Here is a 25,615-nt window from a genome sequence, read left to right on the forward strand (position 1 = left end):
CTTATGATGCAGCCAGGATCTGGCTGACGTAGCGTGCCACCGCGCGTACGGCGCCCATCGTCACGGGATAGTCCATCCTGGTGGGCCCCAGCACACCGAGCCGGGCCAGTTGGTTGTCGCCAGAACCGTATCCGGTCGCGACGATGGATGTCCCCCGCAGGTACGGGTTTTCCGAGCCGATGCGCACGGTGAGCGCGGACGGGGTGTCGTTGGTCGTCTCGCCGAGCAGCCGCATGAGCACGACCTGCTCCTCCAGCGCCTCCAGCACGTCACGCAGGCCGGTGGCGAAGTCGGCGCCGGCGAGGTTGGCCGCGCCGGCGAACACGATCTTCTCGTCGTGCCGCTCGACCAGCGTCTCCAGCAGCACCGACAGGATCGTCGCCGCGGCGGGCCGGTCTTCCGGAGCCAGCCGCTCGGGCAGGTCGGCGACCAGCTCGGGCACGCTGCTCAGGCCGCAGCCGTCGAGGCAGGCGTTGAGCACGGCGCGCAGGTGCGCGATCCGCGTGTCGTCGATCGCCTCGGGCAGCTCGACCACGCGCTGCTCGACGCGACCGGTGTTGGTGATCAGCACGAACATGACCCGCCGGTCGTTCAGCGGGACCAGCTCGACGTGCCGGACGGTCGAACGGTTCAGCGTCGGATACTGCACGACCGCCACCTGCCTGGTCAGCTGCGCGAGCAGCCGGACCGTGCGGGTCACCACGTCGTCGAGGTCGACCGCGCCGGCCAGGAAGGTCTCGATCGCCCTGCGCTCGGCTCCCGAGAGCGGCTTGACCTGGGAGAGCCGGTCGACGAACAGGCGGTAGCCCTTGTCCGTCGGCACGCGGCCCGCGCTGGTGTGCGGCTGGGTGATGTAGCCCTCCTCCTCCAGCGCGGCCATGTCGTTCCTGACCGTCGCCGGGGAGACCTTCAGGTTGTGGCGCTCGGCAAGCGCCTTGGAGCCCACCGGTTCGTTGGTGGACACGTAGTCTTCGACAATGGCGCGGAGCACCGCCAGTTTCCGATCGTCGAGCACGTGCTCACCTCCTGCCTCTGTCCATATCAGGAACGCGAGGTCTAGCACTCTGTGTTCCCGAGTGCCAAGTGTACGGCTCTCGCCCACAAGGTGCGATAACACCGCGTCCCACATCCTGCTTCTAGCTTCTTGGAAGCGACAGGCCTCACACTTGCCCCTATGACCGACGATTCCCGGCCCCCGTCGTACGGCCCCCCGCCCGGGCAGGGTCCTTACCACGGTCAGCCACAGCGTCCTGACCAGTACGGCCCGCAGCCGGGGTCGCAGCCGGGGTCACAGCCGGGTTCCGGCCAGGCGCCGCCACCTCCGTACTGGCAGCCGCCGTCCGGACAGCCGCAGCCCGGGCCGGTCCCGCCGCAGTACGGTGAGGCCACCCAGTTCGGCCCGCCACCTCAGTACGGACAATACGGCCAACAAGCCCAATTTCCGCCACGAATCGACTCCAAAGCCATAAAGCCCAGCTTGTGGTGGCTCGCGGTGGTCTGGGGCGTGTTCCTGGCGTGCGGGGTGGCCGGGGCGCTCATGTTCACCGGCGGCGTCGTCAGCAGCGTGTCGGATCTCGCCCCGACCAGGACGTTCGCGTCCGGGGAGAGCGTCACGGTGCCGATCGACCCGGCCCGCAAGCCCGGCGTGTACATCGCCAGCGACACCCCGGTCAGCTACGACTGCTCCATCACCGGCGGCCCCGGGCAGGCCAGGCTCGCCAGGACCCCGGGCTCCCAGAAGGTCACGGCGGGGGGCGCCGTGTGGGAGCAGTTCCTCGTGATCAACGCGCCGGCCAAGGGCGACTACCAGCTCACCTGCACCAACCAGGAGCAGGCCGCCGTCCGGTACGGCGTGGGCCGCGACACCTTCTCCGCCGTGGGCGGCATCACCGGCGGGCTCGCCGCCCTGTTCCTGATCCCGGGAGCCGGGCTGCTCGTCGCGATCGGCGGCACCATCACCGTCCTGGTCCGGCGCAGCGGTGCCCGCAAGCGCCTTGCGGTCAGCGGGTGATTTGCTACGGTCCCCGTGTGTACGAGGGCGATGTGCTGGCGGGAAATTGGCGGCGGCCGGGCAAGGGGAAGATCCCGAAAGTGCCCGCCGAGCTGGACCTCGTCGTCGAGGACGCCGACAGCGGCTTCTGCGGCGCCGTGGTGGCCTGCGACAAGGAGGCCGTCACGCTGGAGGACCGGTTCGGCAGGCGACGCCTGTTCCCGCTCGCGCCGGCCGCCTTCCTGCTGGAGGGCAAGCCCGTGACCCTGGTCCGGCCGGCGGCGGCCCCCGCGGCCGGGGCCAGGCGCAGCGCGTCGGGCTCGATCGCGGTGGAGGGGCTGCGCGCCAGGGTCGCCAGGCAGAGCCGGATCTACGTGGAGGGCGTGCACGACGCCGCCCTCGTGGAGAAGATCTGGGGTCATGACCTGCGGGTCGAGGGGGTCGTGGTCGAGTACCTGGAGGGCGTGGACGACCTGCCGGCCATCGTGGCGGAGTTCGGCCCCGAGCCGGGGCGCCGGCTGGGCGTGCTGGTCGACCACCTGGTGCCCGGCTCCAAGGAGAGCAGGATCGCCGCCGAGATCACCTCGCCGGACGTGCTCGTGGTGGGGCATCCGTACATCGACATCTGGCAGGCGGTCAAGCCGTCCGTGCTGCGCATCCCCGCCTGGCCCGAGGTGCCGCGTGGAGTGCCGTGGAAGGAAGGCGTCATCGCCGCGCTCGGCTGGCGGATGGAGCCGGCGCAGGCGTGGCGGCGGATTCTCGGCGCCGTCTCGACGTACACGGACCTGGAGCCGGAGCTGCTCGGCCGGGTCGAGGAACTGATCGACTTCGTTACGGAGGCACCATGAGCCAGGACCCGACCCAGCCGCCGCCCGACGACGACGCCACGCGCAAGGTCACCCCCGCGGACCTTCCGCCGGCCCAGGGCTCCGGCCCCCGGTACCCGGCTGCCGGCGGGCAGCCCGCCTCACAGCCGGGCCACGGCGGGCAGCCCGCTCCCCGACAGCCGGGTTACGAACAGCAGCCCGCCTCGCAGCCGGGTTACGGGCCGCAGGGTCCCTCCTCCGGTCCGCAGGGCCCTTCCTCAGGGGCTCAGGGCCCCTTCTCCGGGCCGCAGGCTCCCTACGGGCAGCAGCCCGGCTCGGCGCCGGACTTCGGCCGGCAGGCCCCGTACGGGCAGCAGCCCGGCTCCGCCCCGGACTCCGGGCCGCCCGGTGGCTACCCGCCGCCCGGTGGCTACCCGCCGCCCGGTGGCCATCCCCCTCCTGGCGGCTATCCCCCTCCTGGTGGTTACGCCGCTCCTGGGGGGCACGCCCCGCCTGGTGGTTACGCCCCTCCTGGGGGGCACGCGCCGCCTGGTGGTTACGCGCCGCCCGGGGGTTATGCCCCGCCGCCGAACCAACCACCCGGCTACGGCTACGCCCCTGGCCGGGGCGAGCCGTACATTCCGGGCAGGTTCGGCCCCCGCCCCGGGACCGACGACACCCAGATGGCCATGCTGTCCCATCTCCTGGGCCTGCTGGTCTCGTGGATCGGCCCGCTGATCATCTACCTGATGAAGAAGGACGAGTCCCCGTACGTCAGGGACCAGGCGGCGGAAGCGCTCAACTTCCAGATCACGATGTTCATCGGCTACCTCGTCTCGGGCATCCTGACGATCGTGTTCATCGGCATCGCGCTGCTGCCGGTCATCTGGATCCTGTCACTGATCTTCCACATCCAGGCGGCGATGGCCACCAACAAGGGCGAGCGCTACCGCTACCCGTTCTCCATCCGGATGATCACCTAGACCAGGAGATCCCGGACGAGTGCGTCCGCCAGCAGCCGCCCCCGCAGGGTCAGCACCAGCCGCCCCCGCTTGAACGCCTCCGGCTCCAGCAGCCCGCGGGCCAGCGCGCCGGCCACGGTGGTGCGCGCGGCCGGCGCCACGTCGGCCAGCGGGTAGCCGGAGTCCAGCCGGAGCTCCAGCATCAGCCGCTCGGCGTCGCGGTCGTCCTGGGCGAGCACCTCGCGGGCGTGGGCGGGCGAGGCGCCGGCGGCCAGCCGCTGGGCGTAGGCGGCGGGATGCTTGACGTTCCACCAGCGGGTGCCGCCGACGTGGCTGTGGGCGCCGGGGCCGGCCGCCCACCAGTCGCCGCCGGTCCAGTAGAGCAGATTGTGCCGGCAGCGGGCCTCGTCGGAGAGGGCCCAGTTGGACACCTCGTACCAGCGGAACCCGGCCTCCGCCAGCAGCTCGTCGGCGATCAGGTAGCGGTCGGCGGCCACGTCGTCGTCGGGCATGGGCAGCTCGCCGCGCCGGATGCGGGCCGCCAGCCTGGTGCCCTCCTCGACGATCAGCGAGTACGCCGACACGTGGTCCGGCCCCGCCTCGATCGCCGCGGACAGGGAGGCCCGCCAGTCGTCGTCGGTCTCGCCCGGCGTGCTGTAGATCAGGTCGAGGTTGACGTGGTCGAACCCGGCCTGCCTGGCCTCGCGTACGGCCGCCGCGGCCCGGCCGGGCGTGTGCCGGCGGTCGAGCACCCGCAGCACGTGCTCGCGCGCGCTCTGCATGCCGAAGCTGACCCTGTTGAAGCCGCCGTGACGCAGTTTCTCCAGGTAGGAGGGGTCGACGGACTCGGGGTTGGCCTCCGTGGTGACCTCGGCCCCCGGCCGCAGCCCGAACTCGGAGCCGATCGCGGCCAGGATCCTGGCCAGGTCTTCCGGCGGCAGCAGCGTGGGCGTCCCACCCCCGAAGAACACCGTCTCCACCGGCAGGTCGGCCTCGCCCAGGACGCGGCGCGCGAGGCGGATCTCCTCCACCACCGTGTCGGCGTAGTCGCGGTGGGAGGCGCCGGGCCCCAGCTCGGCGGCGGTGTAGGTGTTGAAGTCGCAGTAGCCGCAGCGCGTCACGCAGAACGGCACGTGCACGTAGAAGCCGAACGGGCGCTCGCCGAGGCCGCGCAGGGCGCTGTCGGGCAGCTCGCCCGAGGTGGGCGCGGGATCGCCGTCAGGCAGGGTGGATGGCACGCCTCCAGTTTGCCCGGCTCCCGGGAGTGCTCCGATCCGGCTACAGGCCCGGCGCGTTGCGCTGAAGCTCTACCAGTCACGAGAGGGGACCATCATGGCAGGCACGGGCACGGGCATCGGCATCGTCGGGGCGGGGATCTCGGGGCTCACCCTCGCTCTGCGGCTGCAGCAGCTCGGCGTCGGGACGACGCTCTACTGCGAGAGTGACGCCGACACCCTGCGCAAGGGGCGGTTACCGGCCACGGTGGTCCGCATGGGGCACACGCGGGCACGGGAGCGGGAGCTGGGCAGCGAGCACTACCGGGACCCCGCCTGCCTCATGAACAGGGCCATGCTGTCGATCAAGGGGGAGCCGCCGCTGGAGTTCACGGCCGGCACCGCCGAGCCGTTCCACGCGGTGGACCTGCGGCTGCTGCTGCCCGCGTTCATGGACGACTACGCCGGGCGCGGCGGCGAGCTCGTCGTGTCCGGCTCCGCTCCGGACGCGGCGCTGGTGGATCGCTGGTCGGAGCGGCACGAGCTGATGGTGGTGGCGGCGGGCAGGCGCTCGGTGACCGAGCTGTTCCCGCGCGACGCCGCGCTCTCCCCGTACGACAGGCCGCAGCGGCTGCTGGCCGCCGGGCTGTATCGGGGACTCGACCTCGAGGCCGTGTTCTCGTACAACATCTCCGGCGGCGCGGGCGAGATCCTGCGAGCTCCGATGCTGACCCGCGAGGGCGTCGTCTCGGCCGTCCTCGTCGAGGCGATCCCCGGAGGCCCGCTGGAGCCGATCACCCGCGTGCCCGGGGACGAGGTCGCCGCCACGCTGCTCGGGCTGCTGCGCGAGCACGCGCCGCGCCTGGCCGAGGGGGCGGATCCGGCGGCGTTCGAGCTGCTCGGTCCGGACGACCTGCTGCGGGGCGCGGTCACGCCCACGGTACGCCGGCCGGTGGCCGAGCTGCCGAGCGGCCGCATCGCGCTGGCCATCGGCGACGCCTGGATCGTCAACGACCCGATCACCGGCCAGGGCGCGAACCTGGGCTCCAGGTGCGCGTGGATCGCGGCCGAGGCCATCGCGGCGGGCGGCCCGTACGACGCCGCCTTCGCCAGGGCCACGGCGGAGCGCATGTGGGCGGCCGGCAAGCCGGTCACCGACTGGACGAACGCGTTCCTGCGGCCGCCGCCCGAGCACGTCGTGAAGCTGCTCGTGGCGGCCGCCGGCAGGCAGGACCTCGCCGATCTGGTGCTGTCGCTGTTCTCCGATCCCCCGTACGCGTGGGGGGTGCTGTCGAGCCCGGAGGAGGTCGCGCGGATCGTTGACGGGGGCGGGCAGCCGCTCTACGATCGCGACTAATTTATAGGAAAGTTTCCTATAAAAGCGCGCGACCCGGGAGCCGCTCGTGAAGAAGAAGATCCTGATCGCACTGTCGCTCTTACTCGGCCTCACGGCGTTCGCCGTGCCCGCCGAGGCCCGCACCGGCTTCAAGCGGGTCGCGTACTTCATCCAGTGGGGCGTCTACGGCCGCGACTACCACGTCAAGGACGTCGACGTCACGGGTGCCGCGGCCAAGCTCACCCACCTCAACTACGCGTTCGGCTTCGTCAACGCCGAAGGCGCCTGCTACTCGTCCGACCCGTGGGCCGACTGGCAGCGGCCGGTGCCGGCGGAGCAGAGCGTGGACGGGGTCGCGGACGCGCCGGGGCAGGCGCTCAACGGCAACCTCAACCAGCTCCGCAAGCTCAAGGCCAAGCACCCCGGCCTCAAGGTGATGATCTCGCTGGGCGGCTGGACCGGCTCCAAGCACTTCTCCGACGCCGTCCTCACCCCCGAGTCCCGCGCCGCGCTCGCCGGGTCGTGCATCGACCTGTGGCTGCGCGGCAACCTGCCCGGGCTCGAGCCGGGCGCGGGCGCGGGCGTGTTCGACGGGATCGACCTGGACTGGGAGTGGCCGGGCTCGGCCGGGGCCGAGGGCAACGTCATCCGGCCCGAGGACAGGCGGAACTTCACGCTGTTCGTGCGCGAGCTGCGCGCGCAGCTGCGCGCCTACTCCTCCTTGGCGCAGCTCACCGCCTTCCTCCCGGCCGCCGCCGCCAAGATCGACGCCGGGTTCGAGGTACGCGACGTCTTCAGGCAGCTCGACTTCGCCACCGTGCAGGGCTACGACCTGCACGGCACGTGGGAGCCGCAGACCGGGCACAACGGCAACCTCTTCACCGACCGCCGCGACCCGAACCCGATCCGCTACAGCGTGGACCAGACCGTGCGCGACTACCTCTCGCGCGGCGCGCCCGCCCGCAAGCTCGTGGTCGGCGTGCCCGCGTACGGCCAGGGCTGGACGGGCGTGACCGGCGGCGGGGACGGCCTCTACAAGCCGGCCACGGGGCCCGCGCCCGGCAAGTGGGCGCCGGGGACCGAGGACTACAAGGACCTGGTGTCCAAGCCCGGCAAGCGCCATCGCGACCTGCGCACCGGGGCCATGTGGCTGTACGACGGGAACGAGTTCTGGTCGTACGACGATCCGGCGGTGCTGGTGCAGAAGGCGGCCTACATCCGGCTCAAGGGGCTCGGCGGCTCGATGATGTGGTCCATCGACCAGGACGACGCCAAGGCCTCACTCACCTCGGCGCTGTACTCGGTCCTGCGCTGACGACCTGGCCGGGCGCGGCACGTCCCGTCCACCCGCCCGGCCAACCACCCCGCCCGGTGAACCCCGGACGCATCCCACCGGGGAACCCCGGCCACGCACCTCGCCCGGGGAGCCCGGGCACCGGCCCACCCAAGGACCCGCTCACCACTCTGGGCGGCCGCCCGCCCTCACCTCAGCCGAAGACTCGCTCGGCCATCGCATCCCATTTGGCGTCATGTCCGGGCACGTCCAGGATGCGGCGCAGCGCGTCCCGATCCCCGTTACGGGCCTGAAACCAGTCGGCCACGCTCACCCCCACCACGGGCCGCGAGACGATCTCCACCTCGTCCCCCGCCCCGAGCTCACCGAGCTCGACCACCCGCAGGTACGCCCCTGGCCGCCCCGCCTGCGTGAACCGCTTGACCCAGCCGGGCTCGTCCATCCAGTTGCGGAACACCACGCACGGCGTCCTCGGCCCGGTCACCTCCAGCAGGGCGCTGCCCACCCGCCACCGCTCGCCGACCAGAGCCCCGTTGACGTCGATCCCCGAGGTGGTCAGGTTCTCCCCGAACCGGCCGTCACGCAGTTCCCTCCCGAGCTCCCGCTCCCACCAGTCGTAGTCCTCCCTGGCGTAGGAGTAGACGGCGGAATCCGGTGAGCCGTGGTGCTTCTGGTCGGCTCGCTCGTCCCCGTCCAGCCCGTTGTCCCGCACGGCGACCCGGTGCCCGACCGCATGCTTGTCGATCGCCGTACGTCTCAGGCTCCCCGCCCACTCGGCGTCGCACGCTGTGCCCACGTTCACGGAGAGAATGCGCATAAATGGGAAGATAACTGAACATTCTTCACAGAAGCGAACCGATATTCGAAGAGGCCCTGCGCCGCCCTCCACCCCAGGGTGGACAATCGACCCTCAGGTGGAGAATCCACACGGAGGTTGACATTCCACCTCCTCAACCCGCAGGCCGATCCAGTCCGGCAGCCGTCTCCCTACGGTCAAGCCTCGTGGAAACTCTGCAAATCTCCCTGCTCGTCCTCCTCGCCGTCGCGTTCGTCCTCTACCGCCAGCTCCGCACCCGCCCGGCCGAAGGGACCTCGGCCCTCTACGCGGCCGCCGCCATGGTCGTCCTCGGCCTCGTCACGGGCGGGCTCTTCGACCCTGAACACCTCGCCCTCAGCGTGACCCTCCTCGCCGTGGAGGCCGTGGCCGCCTTGGCGCTCGGCTTCTGGCGCGCGAGGACCGTACGCGTCTGGGTCGACTCCGCCGGCGTCTCCTGGTCGAAGGCCACAGGCTGGACCCTGCTGGCGTGGCTGGCCTCGATGGCGACCCGCGCCGGGCTCTACTTCGCCGGCGCCGCCGCCGGCCTGACCGTCTCCGCCGGCAGCGTCCTGCTGTTCCTCGGTCTCACCATCGGCATCCAGTCCTACCTCGTCGCCCGCAGGGGCCGTGCGCTTACCGGCGCCGGCAGGCAACCGGATACTTTCGTGGGGTGATGCGTGACCTGCCCAGAGTCGTTCCCCATGCCCTGCGGCTGGGTGTGGTCGTGCTGCTGATCGTGGCCCAGGTGCGGGCGACCCCCGCACCCGGCCTCACCGGCACCGCCCTGGCCGTCACCATCCTGACCCTCGCGCTGTCCCTCGCCCTGCTCGTCCCCCTGCTGCCGTCGCTCCGTGCGGAATCCACGAGTTCCCCACCCGCCATCGACCGCGCCACCCCGCGCCCAGACGCCGGCGCCGCCACCGCCGCACGCCCGGACTCGATCGGCGCCGCCGTGCGGCCACGTTCCGCCGGCGCGACGACCCCGCGCACACGCCGCCGGAACGCCTGGTGGAAGGGGATCGAGTCGCTGAGCGGGATGCCGCAGCCCGTCACGCTGATCTCCCTCGGCCTGGCGGTGGCCCTGTCCATCGCGCTCAACTCGATCACGCACAGCGGGGTGACGATCGGCGTCCTGCTCGTCTGCGTCAGCCTGGCGGCGAGCCGCCTGCCGTTGCGCCAGGCGATCGCCGTCGGGCTCCTGGCCGTCGCGGGGCTCGTCGTGGCGGGTGAGCTCGCCGGCGGCCCGGCCGACGTCCTCCCCTTCGTCCTCGGCGTCTGCCTGATCTTCCTGATCACGTACGCGGCGAAGCAACGCAAGGCCGCCAGGGCCGCCGAGGCGAGGGAGGCCGTGCTGGCGGAGAGAGCCAGGATCGCCAGGGAGATCCACGACATCCTCGCCCACTCGCTCTCCGCCCAGCTCGTCCACCTGGAGGGTGCCAAGCTGCTGCTGCGCGCGGAACGTACAGCCGAGGCCCTCGACCGCGTCACCCACGCCCGCGACCTGGCCAAGACGGGCCTGGAGGAGGCCAGGCGCGCGGTCTCGGCCCTCCGCGAGGACCCGCCTGCCCCGCCCGTGGCCCTGCGCACGCTCGCCGCCGACTTCGAGACCGCCACCCACCAGCCCTGCACGCTCCGCATCTCGGGCCCCGAGCAGCGCCTCGCCCCGGAAACGGAGCTCGCCCTCCTGCGCACCGCCCAGGAGGCCCTCACGAACGTCCGCCGCCACGCCCCCGGCAGCCCGGCCCACGTCACGCTGACCTTCGCCCCCGGCCGCTGCGACCTAAGCATCACGAACCCCGCCTCCGCCCAGAAAGGCACACCTGAAGGCGGTCACGACCTCAAGGGCACGCTTGAGGACGGCGACGGCCTGCATGGCGGCCAGGGCGCATCCGGCCCGCCCGGGGGCCGGCACAGCCTCAAGGGCATGTCCGGAGATGGTCGTCACGACCTCAAGGGCACGCCTGGGGGCGGGTACGGCCTCCTGGGGATGCGGGAACGCGCCGAGCTCCTCGGTGGCACGCTGACCGCCGGGGAACGGGATGACGGCGGTTTCCTCGTCCATCTCAGGGTTCCGGCATGAGCCTTGCCGACGTCCCCTCGAAGCGCAGGAGGTCGCACGGATGACCAGGGTGGTCGTGGTGGATGACCAGGCCGTGGTGCGTGAGGGGCTGGTGCTGCTGCTCGGCCTGCTGCCGGGGATCGAGGTGGTCGGCTCGGCGGGCGACGGCGAGGCGGCGCTGCGCATGGTCGAAGCCGAGCGGCCGGACGTGGTGCTCATGGACCTGCGCATGCCCCGCATGGGCGGGGTGGAGGCCACCGGCCGCATCCGCGCCGCGTACCCGGACACCCAGGTCGTCGTGCTCACCACGTACTCGGACGACGAGTCGGTCTTCGCCGCACTGCGCGCGGGCGCTCGTGGCTTCCTCACCAAGGACGCCGACGCCGACGACATCGCCTCGGCCGTGGCCACGGTGATGCGCGGTGACGCCCAGCTCGACCCCACGGTGCAACGCCGCCTCCTCGACACCATGCCCCCTCCCCCGGCCACAACCACCACCCCATCGGCACCGGCCACCTCTGCCACACCGGGCACCGCACCCACCTCACCACCCCCTCCTGCCGCCGGCCCACGTCACAACGACACCGTCGGCAGCCAGGCGGGCACCACCGGATCGCGCACCGCCGAGGCGGGCGGGAACACCCCCGCGCCCGTGGCGGGACGCGATCAGGCAGCCGCTCCGCACGCCCAGAACCGCGAGACCCGCAGGAGCGTTGGGACGACCGCGCCACACGCGCAGGACCGTGAGGCCGACAGGGGCCGCTGGGCCGCCACGCCGCACGTCCAGGACCACGGGGCCGGCGGGCGCGACCAGCCGCCCACCGAGCTTCGCCGGCTGCCCGACAGCCACAGCCGACCACCCGTCCGGAGGAGCCCGTTGCCCGGCGGCGACAGCCAGGCGTCCGGCGGGACGAACCGACCGCAGGACAGCCCTGGCCGGTCGTCCGACACAGCGAGCCGGCCGTCCGACGAGGGGAGCCGGTCACCCGACGAGGGGAACCGGTCACCCGGCAAGAGGAACCGGCCGCCCCACGAGGGGAGCCGGCCGCCCCACGGCCTGACGCCGCGTGAGACCGAGGTGCTGCGCCTCATCGCCGAGGGCCTGTCGAACGCGGAGATCGCCGCCCGCCTCTACATCTCCGAGGCGACCGTCAAGACCCACATCAATAACCTCTTCGCCAAGGCGCACCTGCGGGACCGGGCCCAGGCGGTCACCTACGCCTTTCGTCACGGCCTGGCGCACCCCGGTTGAGCTGGGACTCCTCGTCGAAGCCTGCGAGCTGTAACAACGTCTCCAACGCCGCCTGCCGGGTCTCCTCCACCGAGCTCCCGCGCTCGCCGAAGCACTCGGCCGCCACGTCGAGCAGCGCCGTCACGACAGCCGCGTCGGGGTAGGGCACATCGACCAGGACCGTGCCGTCGGCGCCCTCCTCGCCGTCCTCCAAATGGCGCCTCAGCAACCGCCGAGCCTCCTCAGCCACAGCCACCCCCAGCACCGCGGCACGCTCGAATCGCTCAGAAGCAATCACGTCACCCTCCAGTCGCACAGGTGTTCGGGTACAGAAGGTAGACGGTGGCACCGACAGAATCCCTTGCGTCCTCGGGCTTGCGGGCCGAAATCGGCGCTCGGCGGATACGCGTTCACGGGTGGCTGTGGCTACGCTCGAACGGTGTACGACTCGATCATCAGTGTTGAAACCCTCACCGTGGAGCTGGGCGGCAACCCGGTGCTCCGCGACCTGGACCTGACCGTGGCGCCGGGTGAGATCGTGGCCGTGGTCGGCCCGAACGGCTCGGGGAAGTCCACCCTGCTGCGCTGCCTGGCCGGTCTGCAGCCCGTCACCTCCGGCGAGGTACGCGTGTTCGGGAAGCCCCCGGCCGACGACGCCGCGTTCTGGGGCCGTGTGGCGCTGCTGGGCGACGAGCCCGCCTGGTACCCGGGCCTCACGGCACGCGAGCATCTGGAGCTGATGGGAGCCGTACACGCCCGGGCCAGGATGACGGTGGACGCGGCGCTGGAGCTGTTCGCGCTGCAGGAGCGGGCGGACGCGCCGCCGCTGAACCTGTCCACGGGCCAGCGCCAGCGCCTCTCCCTGGCCGCCACCCTGCTGCGGCCGAGCACGCTGCTCCTCCTGGACGAGCCGGAACGCGGCCTGGACAAGGACTTCCGCGCCGACCTCGCGGACCTGCTCGACGAGTACGCCGACGAGGGCGGCACCGTCGTCATGGCCACCCACGACCAGGGCCTGGCCACGATCGGCCGCCAGGTCGCCCCGTCAGGGCTGGCCGCATGACCGGGTCGTCGGGAGCCGGCGTCCGTACGGTGCGGGCGTACCTGCGGTCGCGCGGGCGGACCCCCGCCGGCGTGATGGACCGTTACGTCTCCGTCTTCTGCCTGGCCATGCTCATCGCCGTGACGGGCAAGCCCCTGTCCGACGTGCTCGCCGGCCTGGCCGTGCCCGGCGAGCCCGCGCGCATGGGGGCGGGGGTGGCGCTGCTCGCGCTGGGCCTGGCCGGGTTCCTGGCCGCGGCCCGTAACGCCGGGCCCGTTCTGCTGCCCGGCGCCGACGCCTCCTGGCTGCTGCTCTCCCCGCTGAACCGGCGGCACGTGCTCGGCCGTGCGGCGCGCCTGCTGCTCGGCGTCGCGGTGGTCGCGGGGATGGTGCTCGGGGTGGGGTTGCTCGCCGTGCTGGGCGCGCCGGACCAGCTCGTGTGGCGGGTGCTGGGCGCGATGGTCGTGGGTGTGGCCGCGGCCGTGGGCGGGATGGCGCTGGCCGTGCTGGGGCAGGCGTCCACGTCGTGGCGGTTGTGGCTGACCGGTGCGGTGGCCATGCTGCTCGTGCTGGCGGCGGTGGCGGTGACCGGGCAGCTCCGTACGGTGCTGGCCATCGCGGCGAGCGCTCCCCTGCCCGCTCTCGCGGCCGCCGTCTCCGGTGCCGCCGTCGTCTCCGGCCTGCTCGTACGGCAGGCGTGGGTCTCGCTCGAACGCATCCCCACCCGCGTACTCGTGGCCTCCTCCACCCGGGCCGGCCACGTGGCGGGCGCGGCCACGTCCCTCGACCCCGGCGCGCTCACCTGGATCGCCGAGGACAACCACTGGCGGGCCAGGAAGCTCCCCTCCCGGCGCTGGCCGTCGTTGCCGGCGCCGTTCGCGCTGGCCTGGCAGGACTGGCGGCGGCTGGCCCGCCGGCGCGGGCGGCTGGTGGGCGTGACGGCGACGGCCGCGCTGCCCGCCGTCCTGGCCCAGGCCGGAGGTTCTCCGACGGCCCTCGGCGTGGCCGTGCTGGGAGGTGCGCTGGCCGTGGCCTCCATCAGCACGTCAGGAGCGCGCAGGGACGCCGACAACCCCGCCCTGGCCCGGCTCATCGGGGTGAGCCGGCGGAAGGCGCTGGCGGCCCGCGCGGTCCTGCCGGGACTGCTGGCCGGCGCGTGGACGGCCCTGGCCTTCACCGGCCTGGCCGTCGGCGGCGCGATGGCCCAAGGTGACGCGATGGCCAGCACAGCCGACGGTGCCGCAATCGTCAGCACGGCTGAGGGTGGCGCGATGGCCGGGCTCGCTGACGCTGGTGGCGTGGCAGGCGGGTTCGGTGAGGTGTGGTGGTTGTTCGGGCCGCTGGCCGCGCCCGCGCTGGCCGCCGCAGCCCTGCGGATGGCCGGGCGCGCTCCCGTCGATCACTCCATGCCGGTCATCGACACCCCGGCCGGCGCCGTCCCGACCGGCCCGCTCTTCTGGGCGGCCACCGGCCCGGACCTGGCCCTGCTCGGCTGCCTCCCCGCCGCCGTCGCGCTGGTCTCCCAGCCCACGGCCCTGGCCCCCTTCCTGGTGGCGCAGGGAGTGGTGAGCGGGGTGGTGCTGGCGGGGTTCGTCTGGCGGTCCCGTTCAGGCGGCAAGGTGCGGTGACCGGCAAAGCCTCAGCGGCGCCATCACTCCCGGTCAGGCGACGTAGACGTCGCTGGGCAGCCCGCCGTACGGGATCGTCCGGTCCTTGCGCATCCCGGCCCGCTCCGCCACCCGGTGCGACGGCAGGTTGACATCCCTGATCACGGCGACCACGGTCCCCAGCCCCTTGCCCACCCGCAGCGCCGCCCGGGCGAGCTCGACCGCGTACCCGTGGCCCCACGCCGACGGCCGGAAGCGGTAGTACAGGTTCAGCACCTCGGCTTCGTCCACGACCGCGTGGCGCAGGCCGCCGAAGCCGAGGACGCGCGGGTGGCCCGGCAGGCGCGCGGCCCAGTAGCCGAGCCCGCGTTCGTCCCAGTCGGCCAGCCACAGGTCGAGCATGGCCCGGCTGGCCTCCAGGTCGGTGACGGGGCCGCCGGGGTGGTAAACGCTGGTGCGCGGATCGGCATGGATCTCGTGCACGGCGTCCAGATCGTCGGGCATCACCCGAGATAGGACCAATCGCGCCGTCCGCACCACTTCCATGCTTTCAGGGTATTCAGGCGCCCCCGCCCCGGAAAAGCGGCTACTTCTTGGTCTTGTCGGCGCTGGAGTCCGTGGACAGCGCGGCGACGAAGGCCTCCTGCGGCACCTCGACCCGGCCGACCATCTTCATCCGCTTCTTGCCTTCCTTCTGCTTCTCCAGCAGCTTCCGCTTGCGGGAGATGTCACCGCCGTAGCACTTGGCCAGCACGTCCTTGCGGATGGCGCGGATGTTCTCGCGGGCGATGACCCTGGCGCCGATGGCGGCCTGGATCGGCACCTCGAACTGCTGCCTGGGGATCAGCTCGCGCAGCTTCTTGGCCATGTCGACGCCGTAGCCGTAGGCCTTGTCCTTGTGCACGATGGCGCTGAAGGCGTCGACCGCCTCGCCCTGCAGCAGGATGTCGACCTTGACCAGCTCGGCCTCCTGCTCGCCCGCCGGCTCGTAGTCGAGCGAGGCGTAGCCGCGGGTGCGGGACTTGAGCTGGTCGAAGAAGTCGAAGATGATCTCGCCGAGCGGCAGCGTGTAGCGGATCTCGACCCGGTCCTCCGACAGGTAGTCCATGCCCTGGAGCTGGCCGCGCCGCCCCTGGCAGATCTCCATGATCGCGCCGATGAACTCGGCCGGCGCCAGGATCGTGGACTTCGTCACCGGCTCGAAGACCTGCGCGATCTTGCCGCCGGTGGGGAACTCCGACGGGTTGGTGACGGTCAGCTCCTTGCCGTCCTCCATGATCACGCGGTAGACCACGTTGGGCGCCGTGGAGATCAGCGACAGCCCGAACTCGCGTTCCAGCCGCTCCCGCACGATCTCCATGTGCAGCAGGCCGAGGAAGCCGACGCGGAACCCGAACCCGAGCGCCGCCGAGGTCTCCGGCTCGTAGACCAGCGCGGCGTCGTTGAGCTGCAGCTTGTCGAGCGCCTCGCGCAGCTCCGGATACTCGTCGCCGTCGATCGGGTAGAGCCCCGAGAACACCATGGGCTTCGGGTGCTCGTAGCCGGCCAGCATCTCCTGGGCGCCCTTGGCCGCCGAGGTGACCGTGTCACCCACCCGCGACTGGCGCACGTCCTTCACGCCGGTGATGAGGTAGCCCACCTCGCCGACGCCCAGGCCCAGGTCGGAGATCTTCGGCTCGGGCGAGATGACGCCGATCTCCAGCGTCTCGTGCGTGGCGTTGGTGGACATCATGAGGATGCGCTCGCGCTTGCCGAGGTGGCCGTCCACGACTCGGACGTAGGTGACCACACCGCGGTAGGTGTCGTAGACGGAGTCGAAGATCAGCGCGCGGGCGGCGGCGTCGGCGTTGCCCACGGGGGCCGGGATCGTCTGCACGACGTGGTCGAGCAGCTCGCGCACGCCCTCGCCGGTCTTGCCCGACACCTTGAGCACGTCGGACGGGTCGCAGCCGATCAGCCCCGCCAGCTCCTCGGCGAACTTCTCCGGCTGCGCCGCCGGCAGGTCGATCTTGTTGAGGACGGGGATGATGTTCAGGTCGGCGTTCATGGCCAGGTAGAGGTTGGCCAGCGTCTGCGCCTCGATGCCCTGGGCCGCGTCGACCAGCAGGATCGCGCCCTCGCACGCCTGCAGCGACCGGGACACCTCGTAGGTGAAGTCGACGTGCCCGGGGGTGTCGATCATGTTGAGCACGTGGCCGGCCCACGGCAGCCGCACGGCCTGCGACTTGATCGTGATGCCGCGCTCGCGCTCGATGTCCATCCTGTCGAGGTACTGGGCACGCATGGAGCGGTCGTCGACCACGCCGGTGATCTGCAGCATCCGGTCGGCAAGGGTCGACTTGCCATGGTCGATGTGCGCGATGATGCAGAAGTTGCGGATCAACGCGGGGTCGGTCTGGCCAGGCTGAGTGCGCACCGAAGTCCGTTTCGACAGGGTTGAGGTCAAGCAGTCTTCTATGGTGACATGCCCGGGTGATTGCCCGAACCGTCATCCGCCGCGGCCTGCGCCTGCTCGCGCTTGCCTTGGCCATCGTGGTCGCGCTGGGCGGCCTCCTCGCCGCGGCGCTCCGGATCCAGTTTACCGGTGCCCCGGCGGCCTGGGCGAAGAGCACCGGCAACGACGCCTTGTGGCTGGGCCACGCCTGGGTGGACGGCCGCCGTACGGAGCAGGACGTCGAGAAGCTCGCGTTACGGCTGCGTACCACAGGCATCAAGGACGTGTACGTCCACTCCGGTCCCTTCGAGTGGGACGGCCGCCTGAACCCCGCTAAATACCCCAACGCCGGAAAGTTCGTGCAATGGATGCGAAAGCACCTGCCCGACGTCCGCATCTCCGCCTGGCTCGGCCAGGCCGTCAAGAACGGCCTCGACCTCGACGCCCCCCGCTCCCGCGAGAACGTCCTGGCCGGCGTCGCCGCCATCATGAAGCAGGGCTACGACGGCATCCACTACAACTTCGAACCCATCGGCGACGGCGACACCGAGTTCCTCGACCTCCTGGACAGGACGCGGCAGCACACGAAGCTGCTGTCCACCTCCGTCCCGCAGATCGAGCCGTACCTGGGCATGCGCCTGACCGCCAGGGCCCTCCTGGGCCACGACAAGTACTGGTCCGAGGGCTACTTCCGCCAGGTCGTGGACCGCGTCGACCAGGTGGCGATCATGACGTACGACTCGTTCACCCCCTCACAGTCCCTCTACGGCGGTTACGTGGCCCGCCAGGCCCGGCTCGCCCTGGACCTGGTTCCGGAGTCCAAGGCCCTGTTCATCGGCGCCCCCGCCTACCACGACCACGGCGTACCCTGGCTGGACCAGGCGGAGAGCGTCGCGATGGCCGCCGAGGGCGCCAGGCTGGCGCTGTCGGACCACGGCCGCCGCGAGCGGTTCGGGCTGGCCCTCTACGTCGACTTCGCAGCCACCGAAGAGGACTGGCGCGAGTACATGACGCGGTGGCGTTGATTTGAGCAGCCGCCTGAGTTATTGGTAACCTGAGCAACTGCGTGTGGCGCGCCCTCTCTCGAGCCCGCGCGCCCCGTCCATCACTTCAGACTTTCACCGAGGCTTCTTCGTGGCGAACATCAAGTCCCAGATCAAGCGCAACAAGCAGAACGAGAAGGCTCGTCTGCGCAACAAGGCAGTCAAGTCCTCGCTGAAGACGGCTGTCCGTAAGTTCCGCGAGGCCGCCGAGCAGGGCGACGTGGAGCAGGCCGTGGCCCTGCAGCGGGTCGCTGCCCGTCAGCTCGACAAGGCCGTCAGCAAGGGCGTCATCCACAAGAACCAGGCCGCCAACCGCAAGTCCGCGATCGCCAAGCAGGCCGCGGCACTCGCCGGCGCCAAGTAAGCCGCAATTCGGCTGCCCGAAACGCCGCACCTCCACCAAGGGGTGCGGCGTTGTTTTTTGCCGCGGTTTGTCACAGTTTCGATATCACACGCCCGTATCGGGTGCGTCACCGTTGCAAAGATCCCTTGCTCCTGCTCCTTCACCTGCCAGAAGGTGCACTAAACGGGTGAAGGGGGACACATGCGGGGGCCGTTGGTCGTCAAGAGGGCGTTCAGCGAGCCGCTGCTCCTCCTGGCCGCCCTGGGCTCGATCCTCCTGGCGACCACCACGCTGGTGGCGCTGACCATGTACGCCTCCTCCATCGCCGACGCCGGTGTCCGCCGGACGATGGAGACGGCCTCGTACGAGCAGACCGCGGCCACCATCAGCGCCCCCGTGACGGCCGAGACGTTCCCCGCGTTCGACCGGTCCGTACGCGCCGAGCTCACCCGCGCCTACGCCGCCGAGCCGGCCCTCACCACCAGCTTCCGCTCCGACTCCTACGCCATGCCGGGCCAGGAGGCACGGCAGCGGCCCGAGCTGCTCAGGTTCGGCAGCTACGACGGGCTCGACCGGCACGCGAAGCTGGTCTCCGGGGCCTGGCCGAAACCCGGGAACGACCCGGTCGAGGTGGCGATCTCGCTGCCGGCGGCCTCGGCGGCCGGGTTCGAGGCGGGGCAGGAGTTCACCACGCGGGGGCGGCTCGACCCCCGCCCGGTCAGGGTCCGCGTGGCCGGCGTCTTCCAGCTCAACGACCCGTCCGGCGAGCGCTGGGCCGGCGAGCACCTCCTCGGCAGGGGCGTGGAGCGCGGCGACTTCACCACGTACGGGCCGCTCATGGTGCCCCGCGAGACCTTCCTGGCCCGCTTCGCCACGAACGTCAACGCGACCTGGACCGCCGTGCCCGACCTGCGCGCGCTCACCCCCGAGCAGCTGCGCCCGCTGGCCGGCGCGATCGCGCAGGTGGAGGAGCGGCTGAAGGCGGGCGGCTGCGCGAGCTGCGTGGCCACGAGCCACCTGCCCGGCATGCTCACCCAGCTCGACACCGCCTCGCTGGTGGCGCGCTCCACCATGCTGATCCCGGTGCTGCAACTGCTGCTGCTGGCCGCGTACGCGCTGATGCTCACCGCGCGGCTGCTGGCCGACCACCGGCGCATGGAGGTGGCGCTGCTGCGCTCGCGCGGCGCGGGCACGATGCGGCTGGCGGCGCTGGCGGGCGGCGAGGCGCTGCTGGTGGCGCTGCCGTGCGCGGTCGTGGCGCCGTTCCTGGGGCCGCCGCTGCTCGCGCTGGTCAACCAATTGCCCTGGATCAGGGCCTCGGGGGTGCGGCTGTCGCCGGTGGCGGACGCGGGGACGTTCCTCGTCTCGTTCGGGGTGGCGCTGGCCTCGGCCGTGCTGCTGGTGCTGCCCGCGCTGGCGGGCGCGCGGCGCACGTACGTGGAGGAGCAGTCGGCGCGCGGGCGCGGGGGCGGGCGCGGCCTGATCGAGCGGGCGGGCGCGGACCTGGCACTGCTGGTCGTGGCCGGGCTGGCCATCTGGCAGCTCCAGCGCTACGGCGCGCCCGTGACCGTGACGGCGGCCGGCGGGCTGGGCATCGACCCGCTGATCATCTCCGGGCCCGCGCTGGCCCTGCTCACGGGCGGCATGCTGGGGCTGCGGCTGGTGCCGCGCCTGTCGCGGCTGGCCGAGCGGGTGACCTCCAGGCGCCCCGCGCTCGCCCCCGCGCTCGGGGCGTGGCAGGTGAGCAGGCGGCCGCTCAAGTACGCCGGGCCCGCGCTGCTGCTCACGATGGCGATCGCGATCGGCATCGTCTCCCTGGCCACCGCCTCGACCTGGCGCTCGTCGCAGCTCGACCAGGCCCGCCACCAGGCAGGGGCCGACCTGCGGCTGTCAGGCCCCGCGGAGGGCCCCGAACTGGGGGCGCTCGGCCGCGGCACGGCGTTCGCCGCGCTGCCGGGCGTCACCGCGGCCTCGCCCGGATTCCGCGGGCAGACCGACGTGGGCGGCGAGAACGCGATGCTGCTCGCGCTGGACGCGGGCAAGCTGGGCGAGCTGTTCCACCTGCGTCCCGACCTGTCGGCGCAGAGCGTCGGCGAGCTGTCGCGGGCGCTGGCCGGCGACCGGGCGGCCGGACTGGCCCTGCCTGGACGGCCGGCCAGGCTGGCCCTGACCGCCGAGGCGAGCGCGGACCTGCCGCTGCGGCTGGTGCTGTCCGACGGGCTCGGCGTCTGGCGTGACGTGTCGCTCGGCATGCTCAAGCAGGGGACGAACCGGATCGAAGTGGACCTTGGCGCGCTGGCAGGACGGAGCGGGACGATCACGTACCCGGTGTCGCTGCTCGGCTTGGTCGCCGGCGCCCAGGACAGCCCCGCGAGCCTGACGCTCGAAGCCGTCACCGCCGACGGGCAGCAGGTGCCGGCGCCCCCGCTCACGATGAGCGTCAGCGGGGACGTGATGGCCCCCTTCGTACGGCGGCCCGAGCCGGGCCCGATGCCCGTGGTGCTCACCACCGACCTGGCAGCCTCGCTCAAGCTGGGCGTCGGGCAGACCGGGAAGGCGTCCATCGACCGCCGGGTCATGCCGGTCAAGGTCGTCGGCGTGGTGGAGACGATGCCGACGACCGCGGCCGGGCAGCAGGCCGTGCTCGTCGACTGGGCGACCATGCAGGCGCACGAGCTGGCCGCGGCGCGGCTCCCCCGGCCCGCCACCGAGTGGTGGCTGGCCGCCGGCGACACCACCGCCGCCGTGGCCGCGCTCGGCGGCCATCCCGAGTGGGACGTCACCGCGCTCGACCAGCGGACGCTGGCCGCCACGCTGCGCGACGACCCGCTGGCCAGCGGGCTGCAGGGGGCCCTGATGCTGGGGTTCATGGCGGCGCTGGTGTTCGCGGCGCTCGGGTTCCTGGTCAACGCGACGGTCGCGGCGCGGGAGCGGCTGGCGGAGTTCGCGATCCTGAGGGCGCTCGGGGTGAGCTCCAGGCAGGTGCTCGGGATGCTGGCCGTGGAGCAGGCGTTCGTGGTGGGGCTGTCGCTGGCGGCGGGCACCGGGCTGGCGGTCGTCGTCGGCGTGCTGGTGGTGCCGCACATCGTGCTGACCGGCCAGGCCGCCGCCGTCACGCCGGGTGTGGTGCTCGACATCCCGTGGGCGGCCACCGGTCTGATGCTGGCGCTGGTGGCGGCGTTGCTGTTCGCGATCGTCGCCGGGCTGGCGCGCAACGTGCGCCGTCAGGGGCACGGCCTTCGGGAGGAACAGTGAGGATCTGGCTGCTCGCCCGGGTGCACCTGGGCACGGTGGCCGTGCTCTTCGTGCTCACGTTGAGCGCGTGCCTGCTGGTCGCGGGCCTGCCGAGGGGGATGCAGGCCTCGTACGACGAGGCCCTGCGCCGCGCGCTGACCACCGCCCCGGCCGTGCAGACCGACCTGACGGTGACCGTGGAGTCCCACGGGCAGGGCGAGGACCTGCGCGAACGCGCCCAGTTCGACTCCCGCGACCGCCTCTGGCGCGAGATCCTGCCCGCCGGGCTGCGCCCGCTGACCACCGGCGCCGGCCACATGAGCGCCAAGACCTCGCTCACGCCGATCACCGGAACCAGCGGCGGGGCGTACGTCAACCTGGGCTGGCTCTCCGACGCCGACCGGCGCGTGGACTGGGTCGCGGGACGGGCGCCCGGCGCACCCGCCACGAGCCGCCACGAAGGTGAGACGATCCCCGTCTTCGAGGTGGGGGTCGTCGAGGAGGCCCTGGCCGAAATGGGCCTGAAGCTGGGCCAGACGATCACCCTCGGCGAGAACGACTACGCCGCCGTGAAGATCGTCGGCGTCTTCCGGGCCAAGGACCCCGGCGACCGCTACTGGTCGCACAACTCCGACATCCTCCACGTCATCGAGCAGCAGCCGCCCGGCGGCAAGGACCACGTCAAGCACATCACCACGCTGATGTCCGACGCCGGGCTGACCGCGCTCAGCGGCGAGGGGCGCAACCTGTCCTACCGCTGGATCCTGCCCCTCGACGCGCGGGCCGCCAGTGCCCTGGACGTGCCCGAGCTGCGGGCGGCGGTCGCCGAGTTCGACCGGGTCGTGGGGCTGCAGACCACCGGCAGCCCGTACCGCGTCGAGACGGCGCTGCCCAAGCTGCTCGGCGACTTCCTGGCCGCGCTGTCCACCGCGCAGACCGTGATGTACCTGGTGCTCGGCGGGCTGCTGGTGGTCGCGCTCGGCGTGATCGTGCTGGCCGTGCAGCTCCTGGCCGACAAGCTGGACCACACGCTGACCCTGGCGCGGGCGCGCGGCGGGTCGCTGCCTCAGGTGGCGGGCACGGCCGCGGCCTTGACCGGGCTGGCGGTGGCGCCCGCGGCGCTGCTCGGGTACGCGCTGTCCTTCCTCGTGACCGGGCCGGCGCTGCCGATCGTGCACGCCGGGCCGGCGATCGTGGTGGTCGTGGCCGCCGGGTTCGCCGCCGTGCGGCCGGCGCTCGTGCACCGCACGCCGCTGCACGGCTCGCGGGACGACGTGGCCACCGCCCGGCCCTCCGCCAAGCGGATCACGCTGGAGGTGCTGGTCGTGGTGCTCGCGCTGGCGGGGGCGTACCTGCTGCGGGCCCGCGGGCTGAGCGCGTCGGGCGGGCAGGACCCGTTCCTGCTCGTGGTGCCGATCGCGCTGACCGTGGCGGCGGCGCTGATCACGTTGCGCTGCTACCCGTACCCGCTGCGGCTGTTCGTCCGGCTGGCCTCGCGCGGCCGGGCGGCGGTGCCGTTCCTGGGGTTGACCAGGGCGGCCAGGGCGCGTTCCGGCAGCCTGCTGCCGGTGCTGATCCTGCTGCCCGCACTGGGCGTGTCGGTGTTCGCGGCGGTGGTCTCCGACGGCATCGCGACCACGCAGCGGACGGCGTCCTGGCAGCAGGTGGGCGCGCCGATCAGGATCACCTCGGAGAGCGAGATCCCCGCAGGGGTGATCGAGCGGGTGCGCGGCCTGCCCGGGGTCGAGCGGGTGGTGCTCGCCCAGACGGGACGGGTGCAGGTCGGGTACGGCGCGGAGCGGGCCGAGGCCATCGCCGTGGACGTGGCCCAGTGGCGGCAGATCCTCGGCGACGCCCCCGTCGGCCTGCCGCCGCTGACCGACGGCGCGCTCGTCTCGCCCGAGCTGCGCGGGCGGGGCACGTTCGAGATCGGGTGGCAGTCGCGGGTGAAGCTGGCCACGCGCGGCGTGATCGAGTCGGTGCCCGGCTTCCACACCCAGGGCAAGTTCCTGGTCGTGCCCATCGGCGTGCAGGTCCGGCCCGCGGTGAACACGCTGCTGATCCAGGGGGATGCCGCGCTCTCCGACCTGGCGCGGCTGGTCCCGTCGGCCGTCGTCACCTCTCAGGAGAGCGCTCTGCGGGCCATCCAGGACGATCCGCTGACGAGCACGGTGCGCTGGACGCTCGTGGTCGTGACGGTCGCGCTGGCGGCGTACGCGCTGATCGCCGTCGTCCTGTCGCTGGTCATCGGGGCCGCCGAGCGGGCGCGGGCGGTGTCGTTCCTGCGCACGCTCGGCCTGTCGGAGCGGCAGGCGCAGCGCCTGACCGTGCTGGAGATCCTGCCCATGATCGTCGTCACCGCGCTGATCGGGCTCGGCCTGGGCCTCGGCCTGCCCGCCGCGCTCGGGCCCGGCGTGGACCTGTCGTCGTACGCGGGCGACCTGCCCGTGGGCGACTACTCGCTGGACCTGTTCCTGCCCAGCGCGCTGGCGGCCGGGCTGGCCGTCGTCGCCGTGCTCGGCGCGTACGCGCACACCGCCATCAGCCGGCGCCGCAGCCTCGGCGCCGTACTCCGAGTGGGAGACCTCCCATGAACCCGACCCTGTCAGAGCTGGAAGCCAAGGCCAGGCGGCCGGCCGCCGCGTTCGGCGGCGACGCGCACATCGTCTGCGACAACCTCGTCCGCATCTACAAGACCGAAGGCGTCGAGGTCGTCGCCCTGCAGGGCCTGGACCTGGTGATCGACAAGGGCGAGCTGGTCGCCATCGTCGGGGCGTCGGGCTCAGGCAAGTCGACGCTGCTCAACGTGCTGTCCGGGCTGGACGTGCCGACCGCCGGCGTGGCCAGGGTGGCCGGGATGGACCTGCTGTCGATGAACGCCAAGGACCGGCTGCGGTACCGGCGGTCCGTGGTCGGGTTCATCTGGCAGCAGACGGCGCGGAACCTGCTGCCGTACCTGACCGCTCGGGAGAACGTCGAGCTGCCGATGAAGCTGGCGGGCTCCGCGCGCAAGGGGCGGGCCCTGGAGCTGCTGGAGCTGCTCGGCGTCGCCTCCTGCGCCAACCGCAGGACGCCCGAGATGTCCGGCGGCGAGCAGCAGCGCGTGGCCATCGCCGTCGCCCTCGCCAACTCCCCGCAGCTCATCCTGGCCGACGAGCCGACGGGCGAGCTGGACAGCGAGACGTCGGAGCAGGTGTTCGACGCGCTGCGCAAGGCCAACAGGGAGCTGGGCGTGACCGTGGTCATCGTGACGCACGACCCGCTGGTGTCGGAGCAGGTGGACCGGACGGTGGGCATCCGCGACGGGCGTACCAGCAGCGAGACGCTGCGGCGGGAGGGCGCCGAGGGGCAGATCATCGCCGAGGAGTACGCCGTGCTCGACCGGGTGGGGCGCCTGCAGCTGCCACGCGACTTCATGAACGCCCTCGACATGGAACGCCGGGTGCGCCTGGAGCTCGAATCCGACCACATCGGCGTGTGGCCCGCCCGAGAGGAGCCCTCGAATGACTGACTCGCCCCTGGTCGTGGTGGAAGGGCTGCGCAAGGTCTACCGGACCGGGCCCAAGGAGGTCGTGGCGCTGCGGGACGTGTCGTTCTCCGTGCTGCCCGGGGAGCTGGTCGCGATCCGCGGCCGGTCCGGCTCGGGCAAGACGACCCTGCTCAACCAGATCGGCGGCCTCGACAAACCGGACGCCGGGCGGGTGGTGGTGGACGGGCGCGAGATCACCTCCCTGTCCGAGGACGGGCTGCTGGCCGTGCGCAGGGACGTGATCGGGTTCGTGTTCCAGTCGTTCGGGCTGATCCCCGTGCTGTCGGCGGCGGAGAACGTGGGGGTGCCCATGCGGCTGCTGCGGACGCCGGTGGAGGAGCGGGAGTCTCGCGTACGGATGCTGCTCGCGCTCGTGGGGCTGGAGCAGCACGTCAACCAGCGGCCGTACGAGCTGTCCGGGGGGCAGCGGCAGCGGGTCGCCATCGCCAGGGCCCTGGCCAACCGGCCCCGGCTGCTGGTGGCCGACGAGCCCACGGGGCAGCTCGACTCGCAGACGGGACGGCAGATCATGGAGCTGCTGCGGGCGCTCGTACGGAGTGAGGGGGTGACGGCGCTGGTGGCCACGCACGATCCGAGCCTGATGACGCTGGCGGACCGGGTGCTGGAGATCAGCGATGGGGTGGTGCGGGAGGCCGCGCTCACGTAGGGGTGTG

The 25,615-nt window shown here is 72.3% G+C and carries 22 protein-coding genes; 16 read left to right on the forward strand and 6 right to left on the reverse strand.

From position 1 onward, the window contains the following. Position 1: 1 nt before the first annotated feature. Positions 2-1,015: a heat-inducible transcriptional repressor HrcA gene (gene hrcA / locus ACBJ32_RS24775; RefSeq protein WP_375128717.1), complete on the reverse strand. Its 1,014-nt coding sequence runs from the start codon at positions 1,013-1,015 to the stop codon at positions 2-4. 462 nt (positions 1,016-1,477) lie between these two features. Between hrcA and ACBJ32_RS24780 the strand changes: the two genes are divergently transcribed. The 3 genes from ACBJ32_RS24780 to ACBJ32_RS24790 are packed head-to-tail and all read left to right on the forward strand — an operon-like array spanning position 1,478 to position 3,779. After that, positions 1,478-2,011 (forward strand): hypothetical protein, encoded by a 534-nt coding sequence (locus ACBJ32_RS24780; RefSeq protein WP_375128718.1) that lies wholly within the window; start codon positions 1,478-1,480, stop codon positions 2,009-2,011. Positions 2,012-2,028: 17 nt separating this feature from the next. After that, entirely contained in the window at positions 2,029-2,838 is an 810-nt protein-coding gene (locus tag ACBJ32_RS24785) for a DUF3097 domain-containing protein (RefSeq protein ID WP_375128719.1), read from the forward strand. Continuing rightward, a complete protein-coding gene (locus ACBJ32_RS24790; protein WP_375128720.1) occupies positions 2,835-3,779 on the forward strand; it encodes a DUF4870 domain-containing protein in 945 nt (314 codons plus the stop codon). The genes ACBJ32_RS24785 and ACBJ32_RS24790 overlap by 4 nt, the downstream gene beginning before the upstream one ends. Here ACBJ32_RS24790 and hemW read toward each other — a convergent pair. Then, entirely contained in the window at positions 3,776-4,996 is a 1,221-nt protein-coding gene (gene hemW / locus ACBJ32_RS24795; protein WP_375128721.1) for a radical SAM family heme chaperone HemW, read from the reverse strand. The two genes, ACBJ32_RS24790 and hemW, sit on opposite strands and share 4 nt — an antisense overlap. A 94-nt stretch (positions 4,997-5,090) precedes the next feature. On the opposite strand from hemW, the gene ACBJ32_RS24800 reads away from it, so the two are divergent. Both ACBJ32_RS24800 and ACBJ32_RS24805 read left to right on the forward strand, forming a co-directional pair. Next, positions 5,091-6,329 carry a styrene monooxygenase/indole monooxygenase family protein gene (locus ACBJ32_RS24800; protein WP_375128722.1) on the forward strand — a complete coding sequence of 413 codons (1,239 nt, stop codon included), beginning with the start codon at positions 5,091-5,093 and terminating at the stop codon, positions 6,327-6,329. A 46-nt stretch (positions 6,330-6,375) separates the two neighbouring features. Continuing rightward, positions 6,376-7,623: a glycoside hydrolase family 18 protein gene (locus ACBJ32_RS24805; RefSeq protein WP_375128723.1), complete on the forward strand. Its 1,248-nt coding sequence runs from the start codon at positions 6,376-6,378 to the stop codon at positions 7,621-7,623. 172 nt (positions 7,624-7,795) lie between these two features. Here the strand turns inward: ACBJ32_RS24805 and ACBJ32_RS24810 are convergent, their stop codons facing one another. Next, positions 7,796-8,419 (reverse strand): MOSC domain-containing protein, encoded by a 624-nt coding sequence (locus ACBJ32_RS24810; RefSeq protein WP_375128724.1) that lies wholly within the window; start codon positions 8,417-8,419, stop codon positions 7,796-7,798. Between the two features lie 185 nt (positions 8,420-8,604). Here ACBJ32_RS24810 and ACBJ32_RS24815 point away from each other — a divergent pair, with 185 nt between their 5' ends. The 3 genes from ACBJ32_RS24815 to ACBJ32_RS24825 are packed head-to-tail and all read left to right on the forward strand — an operon-like array spanning position 8,605 to position 11,730. Continuing rightward, positions 8,605-9,093, forward strand: coding sequence for a hypothetical protein (locus ACBJ32_RS24815; protein WP_375128725.1), 489 nt, complete (start codon positions 8,605-8,607; stop codon positions 9,091-9,093). Then, entirely contained in the window at positions 9,093-10,499 is a 1,407-nt protein-coding gene (locus ACBJ32_RS24820) for a sensor histidine kinase (RefSeq protein ID WP_375128726.1), read from the forward strand. The genes ACBJ32_RS24815 and ACBJ32_RS24820 overlap by 1 nt, the downstream gene beginning before the upstream one ends. A 40-nt stretch (positions 10,500-10,539) precedes the next feature. Beyond that, positions 10,540-11,730, forward strand: a complete 1,191-nt coding sequence (locus ACBJ32_RS24825) for a response regulator (protein WP_375128727.1) — start codon at positions 10,540-10,542, stop codon at positions 11,728-11,730. On the opposite strand, the gene ACBJ32_RS24830 is transcribed toward ACBJ32_RS24825, so the two are convergent. Next, entirely contained in the window at positions 11,690-11,938 is a 249-nt protein-coding gene (locus ACBJ32_RS24830) for a hypothetical protein (RefSeq protein WP_375128728.1), read from the reverse strand. The genes ACBJ32_RS24825 and ACBJ32_RS24830 overlap by 41 nt on opposite strands. A gap of 210 nt (positions 11,939-12,148) precedes the next feature. Here ACBJ32_RS24830 and ccmA point away from each other — a divergent pair, with 210 nt between their 5' ends. Further along, positions 12,149-12,772: a heme ABC exporter ATP-binding protein CcmA gene (gene ccmA, locus ACBJ32_RS24835; RefSeq protein ID WP_375128729.1), complete on the forward strand. Its 624-nt coding sequence runs from the start codon at positions 12,149-12,151 to the stop codon at positions 12,770-12,772. Beyond that, positions 12,769-14,379: a DUF6297 family protein gene (locus ACBJ32_RS24840; RefSeq protein WP_375128730.1), complete on the forward strand. Its 1,611-nt coding sequence runs from the start codon at positions 12,769-12,771 to the stop codon at positions 14,377-14,379. The genes ccmA and ACBJ32_RS24840 overlap by 4 nt, the downstream gene beginning before the upstream one ends. 33 nt (positions 14,380-14,412) lie before the next feature. Here ACBJ32_RS24840 and ACBJ32_RS24845 read toward each other — a convergent pair whose 3' ends face one another. Together ACBJ32_RS24845 and lepA are read right to left on the reverse strand one after the other, a co-directional pair. Beyond that, on the reverse strand, positions 14,413-14,904 hold the full coding sequence (locus ACBJ32_RS24845) for a GNAT family N-acetyltransferase (RefSeq protein ID WP_375128731.1): 492 nt from the start codon (positions 14,902-14,904) through the stop codon (positions 14,413-14,415). A gap of 40 nt (positions 14,905-14,944) precedes the next feature. Continuing rightward, on the reverse strand, positions 14,945-16,774 hold the full coding sequence (lepA, locus tag ACBJ32_RS24850) for a translation elongation factor 4 (protein WP_375128732.1): 1,830 nt from the start codon (positions 16,772-16,774) through the stop codon (positions 14,945-14,947). 56 nt (positions 16,775-16,830) lie between these two features. Here lepA and ACBJ32_RS24855 point away from each other — a divergent pair, with 56 nt between their 5' ends. From ACBJ32_RS24855 to ACBJ32_RS24880, 6 genes are all read left to right on the forward strand, one after another. After that, positions 16,831-17,817, forward strand: a complete 987-nt coding sequence (locus ACBJ32_RS24855) for a hypothetical protein (RefSeq protein WP_375128733.1) — start codon at positions 16,831-16,833, stop codon at positions 17,815-17,817. Between the two features lie 109 nt (positions 17,818-17,926). Beyond that, positions 17,927-18,199 (forward strand): 30S ribosomal protein S20, encoded by a 273-nt coding sequence (gene rpsT / locus ACBJ32_RS24860; protein WP_225272675.1) that lies wholly within the window; start codon positions 17,927-17,929, stop codon positions 18,197-18,199. Positions 18,200-18,379: 180 nt separating this feature from the next. Next, on the forward strand, positions 18,380-21,433 hold the full coding sequence (locus ACBJ32_RS24865) for an FtsX-like permease family protein (RefSeq protein ID WP_375128734.1): 3,054 nt from the start codon (positions 18,380-18,382) through the stop codon (positions 21,431-21,433). Next, positions 21,430-24,006 carry an FtsX-like permease family protein gene (locus ACBJ32_RS24870; protein WP_375128735.1) on the forward strand — a complete coding sequence of 859 codons (2,577 nt, stop codon included), beginning with the start codon at positions 21,430-21,432 and terminating at the stop codon, positions 24,004-24,006. Before ACBJ32_RS24865 ends, ACBJ32_RS24870 begins: the two co-directional genes overlap by 4 nt. Further along, positions 24,003-24,923, forward strand: a complete 921-nt coding sequence (locus ACBJ32_RS24875; RefSeq protein WP_375128736.1) for an ABC transporter ATP-binding protein — start codon at positions 24,003-24,005, stop codon at positions 24,921-24,923. The genes ACBJ32_RS24870 and ACBJ32_RS24875 overlap by 4 nt, the downstream gene beginning before the upstream one ends. Further along, complete coding sequence (locus tag ACBJ32_RS24880) at positions 24,916-25,608, forward strand: ABC transporter ATP-binding protein (protein WP_375128737.1); 693 nt, start codon at positions 24,916-24,918, stop codon at positions 25,606-25,608. Before ACBJ32_RS24875 ends, ACBJ32_RS24880 begins: the two co-directional genes overlap by 8 nt. Positions 25,609-25,615: the final 7 nt, after the last annotated feature.

It is taken from the genome of Nonomuraea sp. GTA35 (assembly GCF_041950525.1).
Taxonomy (GTDB): domain Bacteria; phylum Actinomycetota; class Actinomycetes; order Streptosporangiales; family Streptosporangiaceae; genus Nonomuraea.

Bases quoted from the DNA above. Each gene is read 5' to 3' on its own strand.
- ACBJ32_RS24790 (WP_375128720.1), top strand. From the start codon at position 2,835: ATGAGCCAGGACCCGACCCAGCCGCCGCCCGACGACGACGCCACGCGC.
- ACBJ32_RS24880 (WP_375128737.1), top strand. From the start codon at position 24,916: ATGACTGACTCGCCCCTGGTCGTGGTGGAAGGGCTGCGCAAGGTCTAC.
- ACBJ32_RS24865 (WP_375128734.1), top strand. From the start codon at position 18,380: ATGCGGGGGCCGTTGGTCGTCAAGAGGGCGTTCAGCGAGCCGCTGCTC.
- ACBJ32_RS24875 (WP_375128736.1), top strand. From the start codon at position 24,003: ATGAACCCGACCCTGTCAGAGCTGGAAGCCAAGGCCAGGCGGCCGGCC.
- ACBJ32_RS24820 (WP_375128726.1), top strand. From the start codon at position 9,093: ATGCGTGACCTGCCCAGAGTCGTTCCCCATGCCCTGCGGCTGGGTGTG.
- ACBJ32_RS24840 (WP_375128730.1), top strand. From the start codon at position 12,769: ATGACCGGGTCGTCGGGAGCCGGCGTCCGTACGGTGCGGGCGTACCTG.
- ACBJ32_RS24825 (WP_375128727.1), top strand. From the start codon at position 10,540: ATGACCAGGGTGGTCGTGGTGGATGACCAGGCCGTGGTGCGTGAGGGG.
- ACBJ32_RS24800 (WP_375128722.1), top strand. From the start codon at position 5,091: ATGGCAGGCACGGGCACGGGCATCGGCATCGTCGGGGCGGGGATCTCG.
- ACBJ32_RS24845 (WP_375128731.1), bottom strand. From the start codon at position 14,904: ATGGAAGTGGTGCGGACGGCGCGATTGGTCCTATCTCGGGTGATGCCC.
- ACBJ32_RS24810 (WP_375128724.1), bottom strand. From the start codon at position 8,419: ATGCGCATTCTCTCCGTGAACGTGGGCACAGCGTGCGACGCCGAGTGG.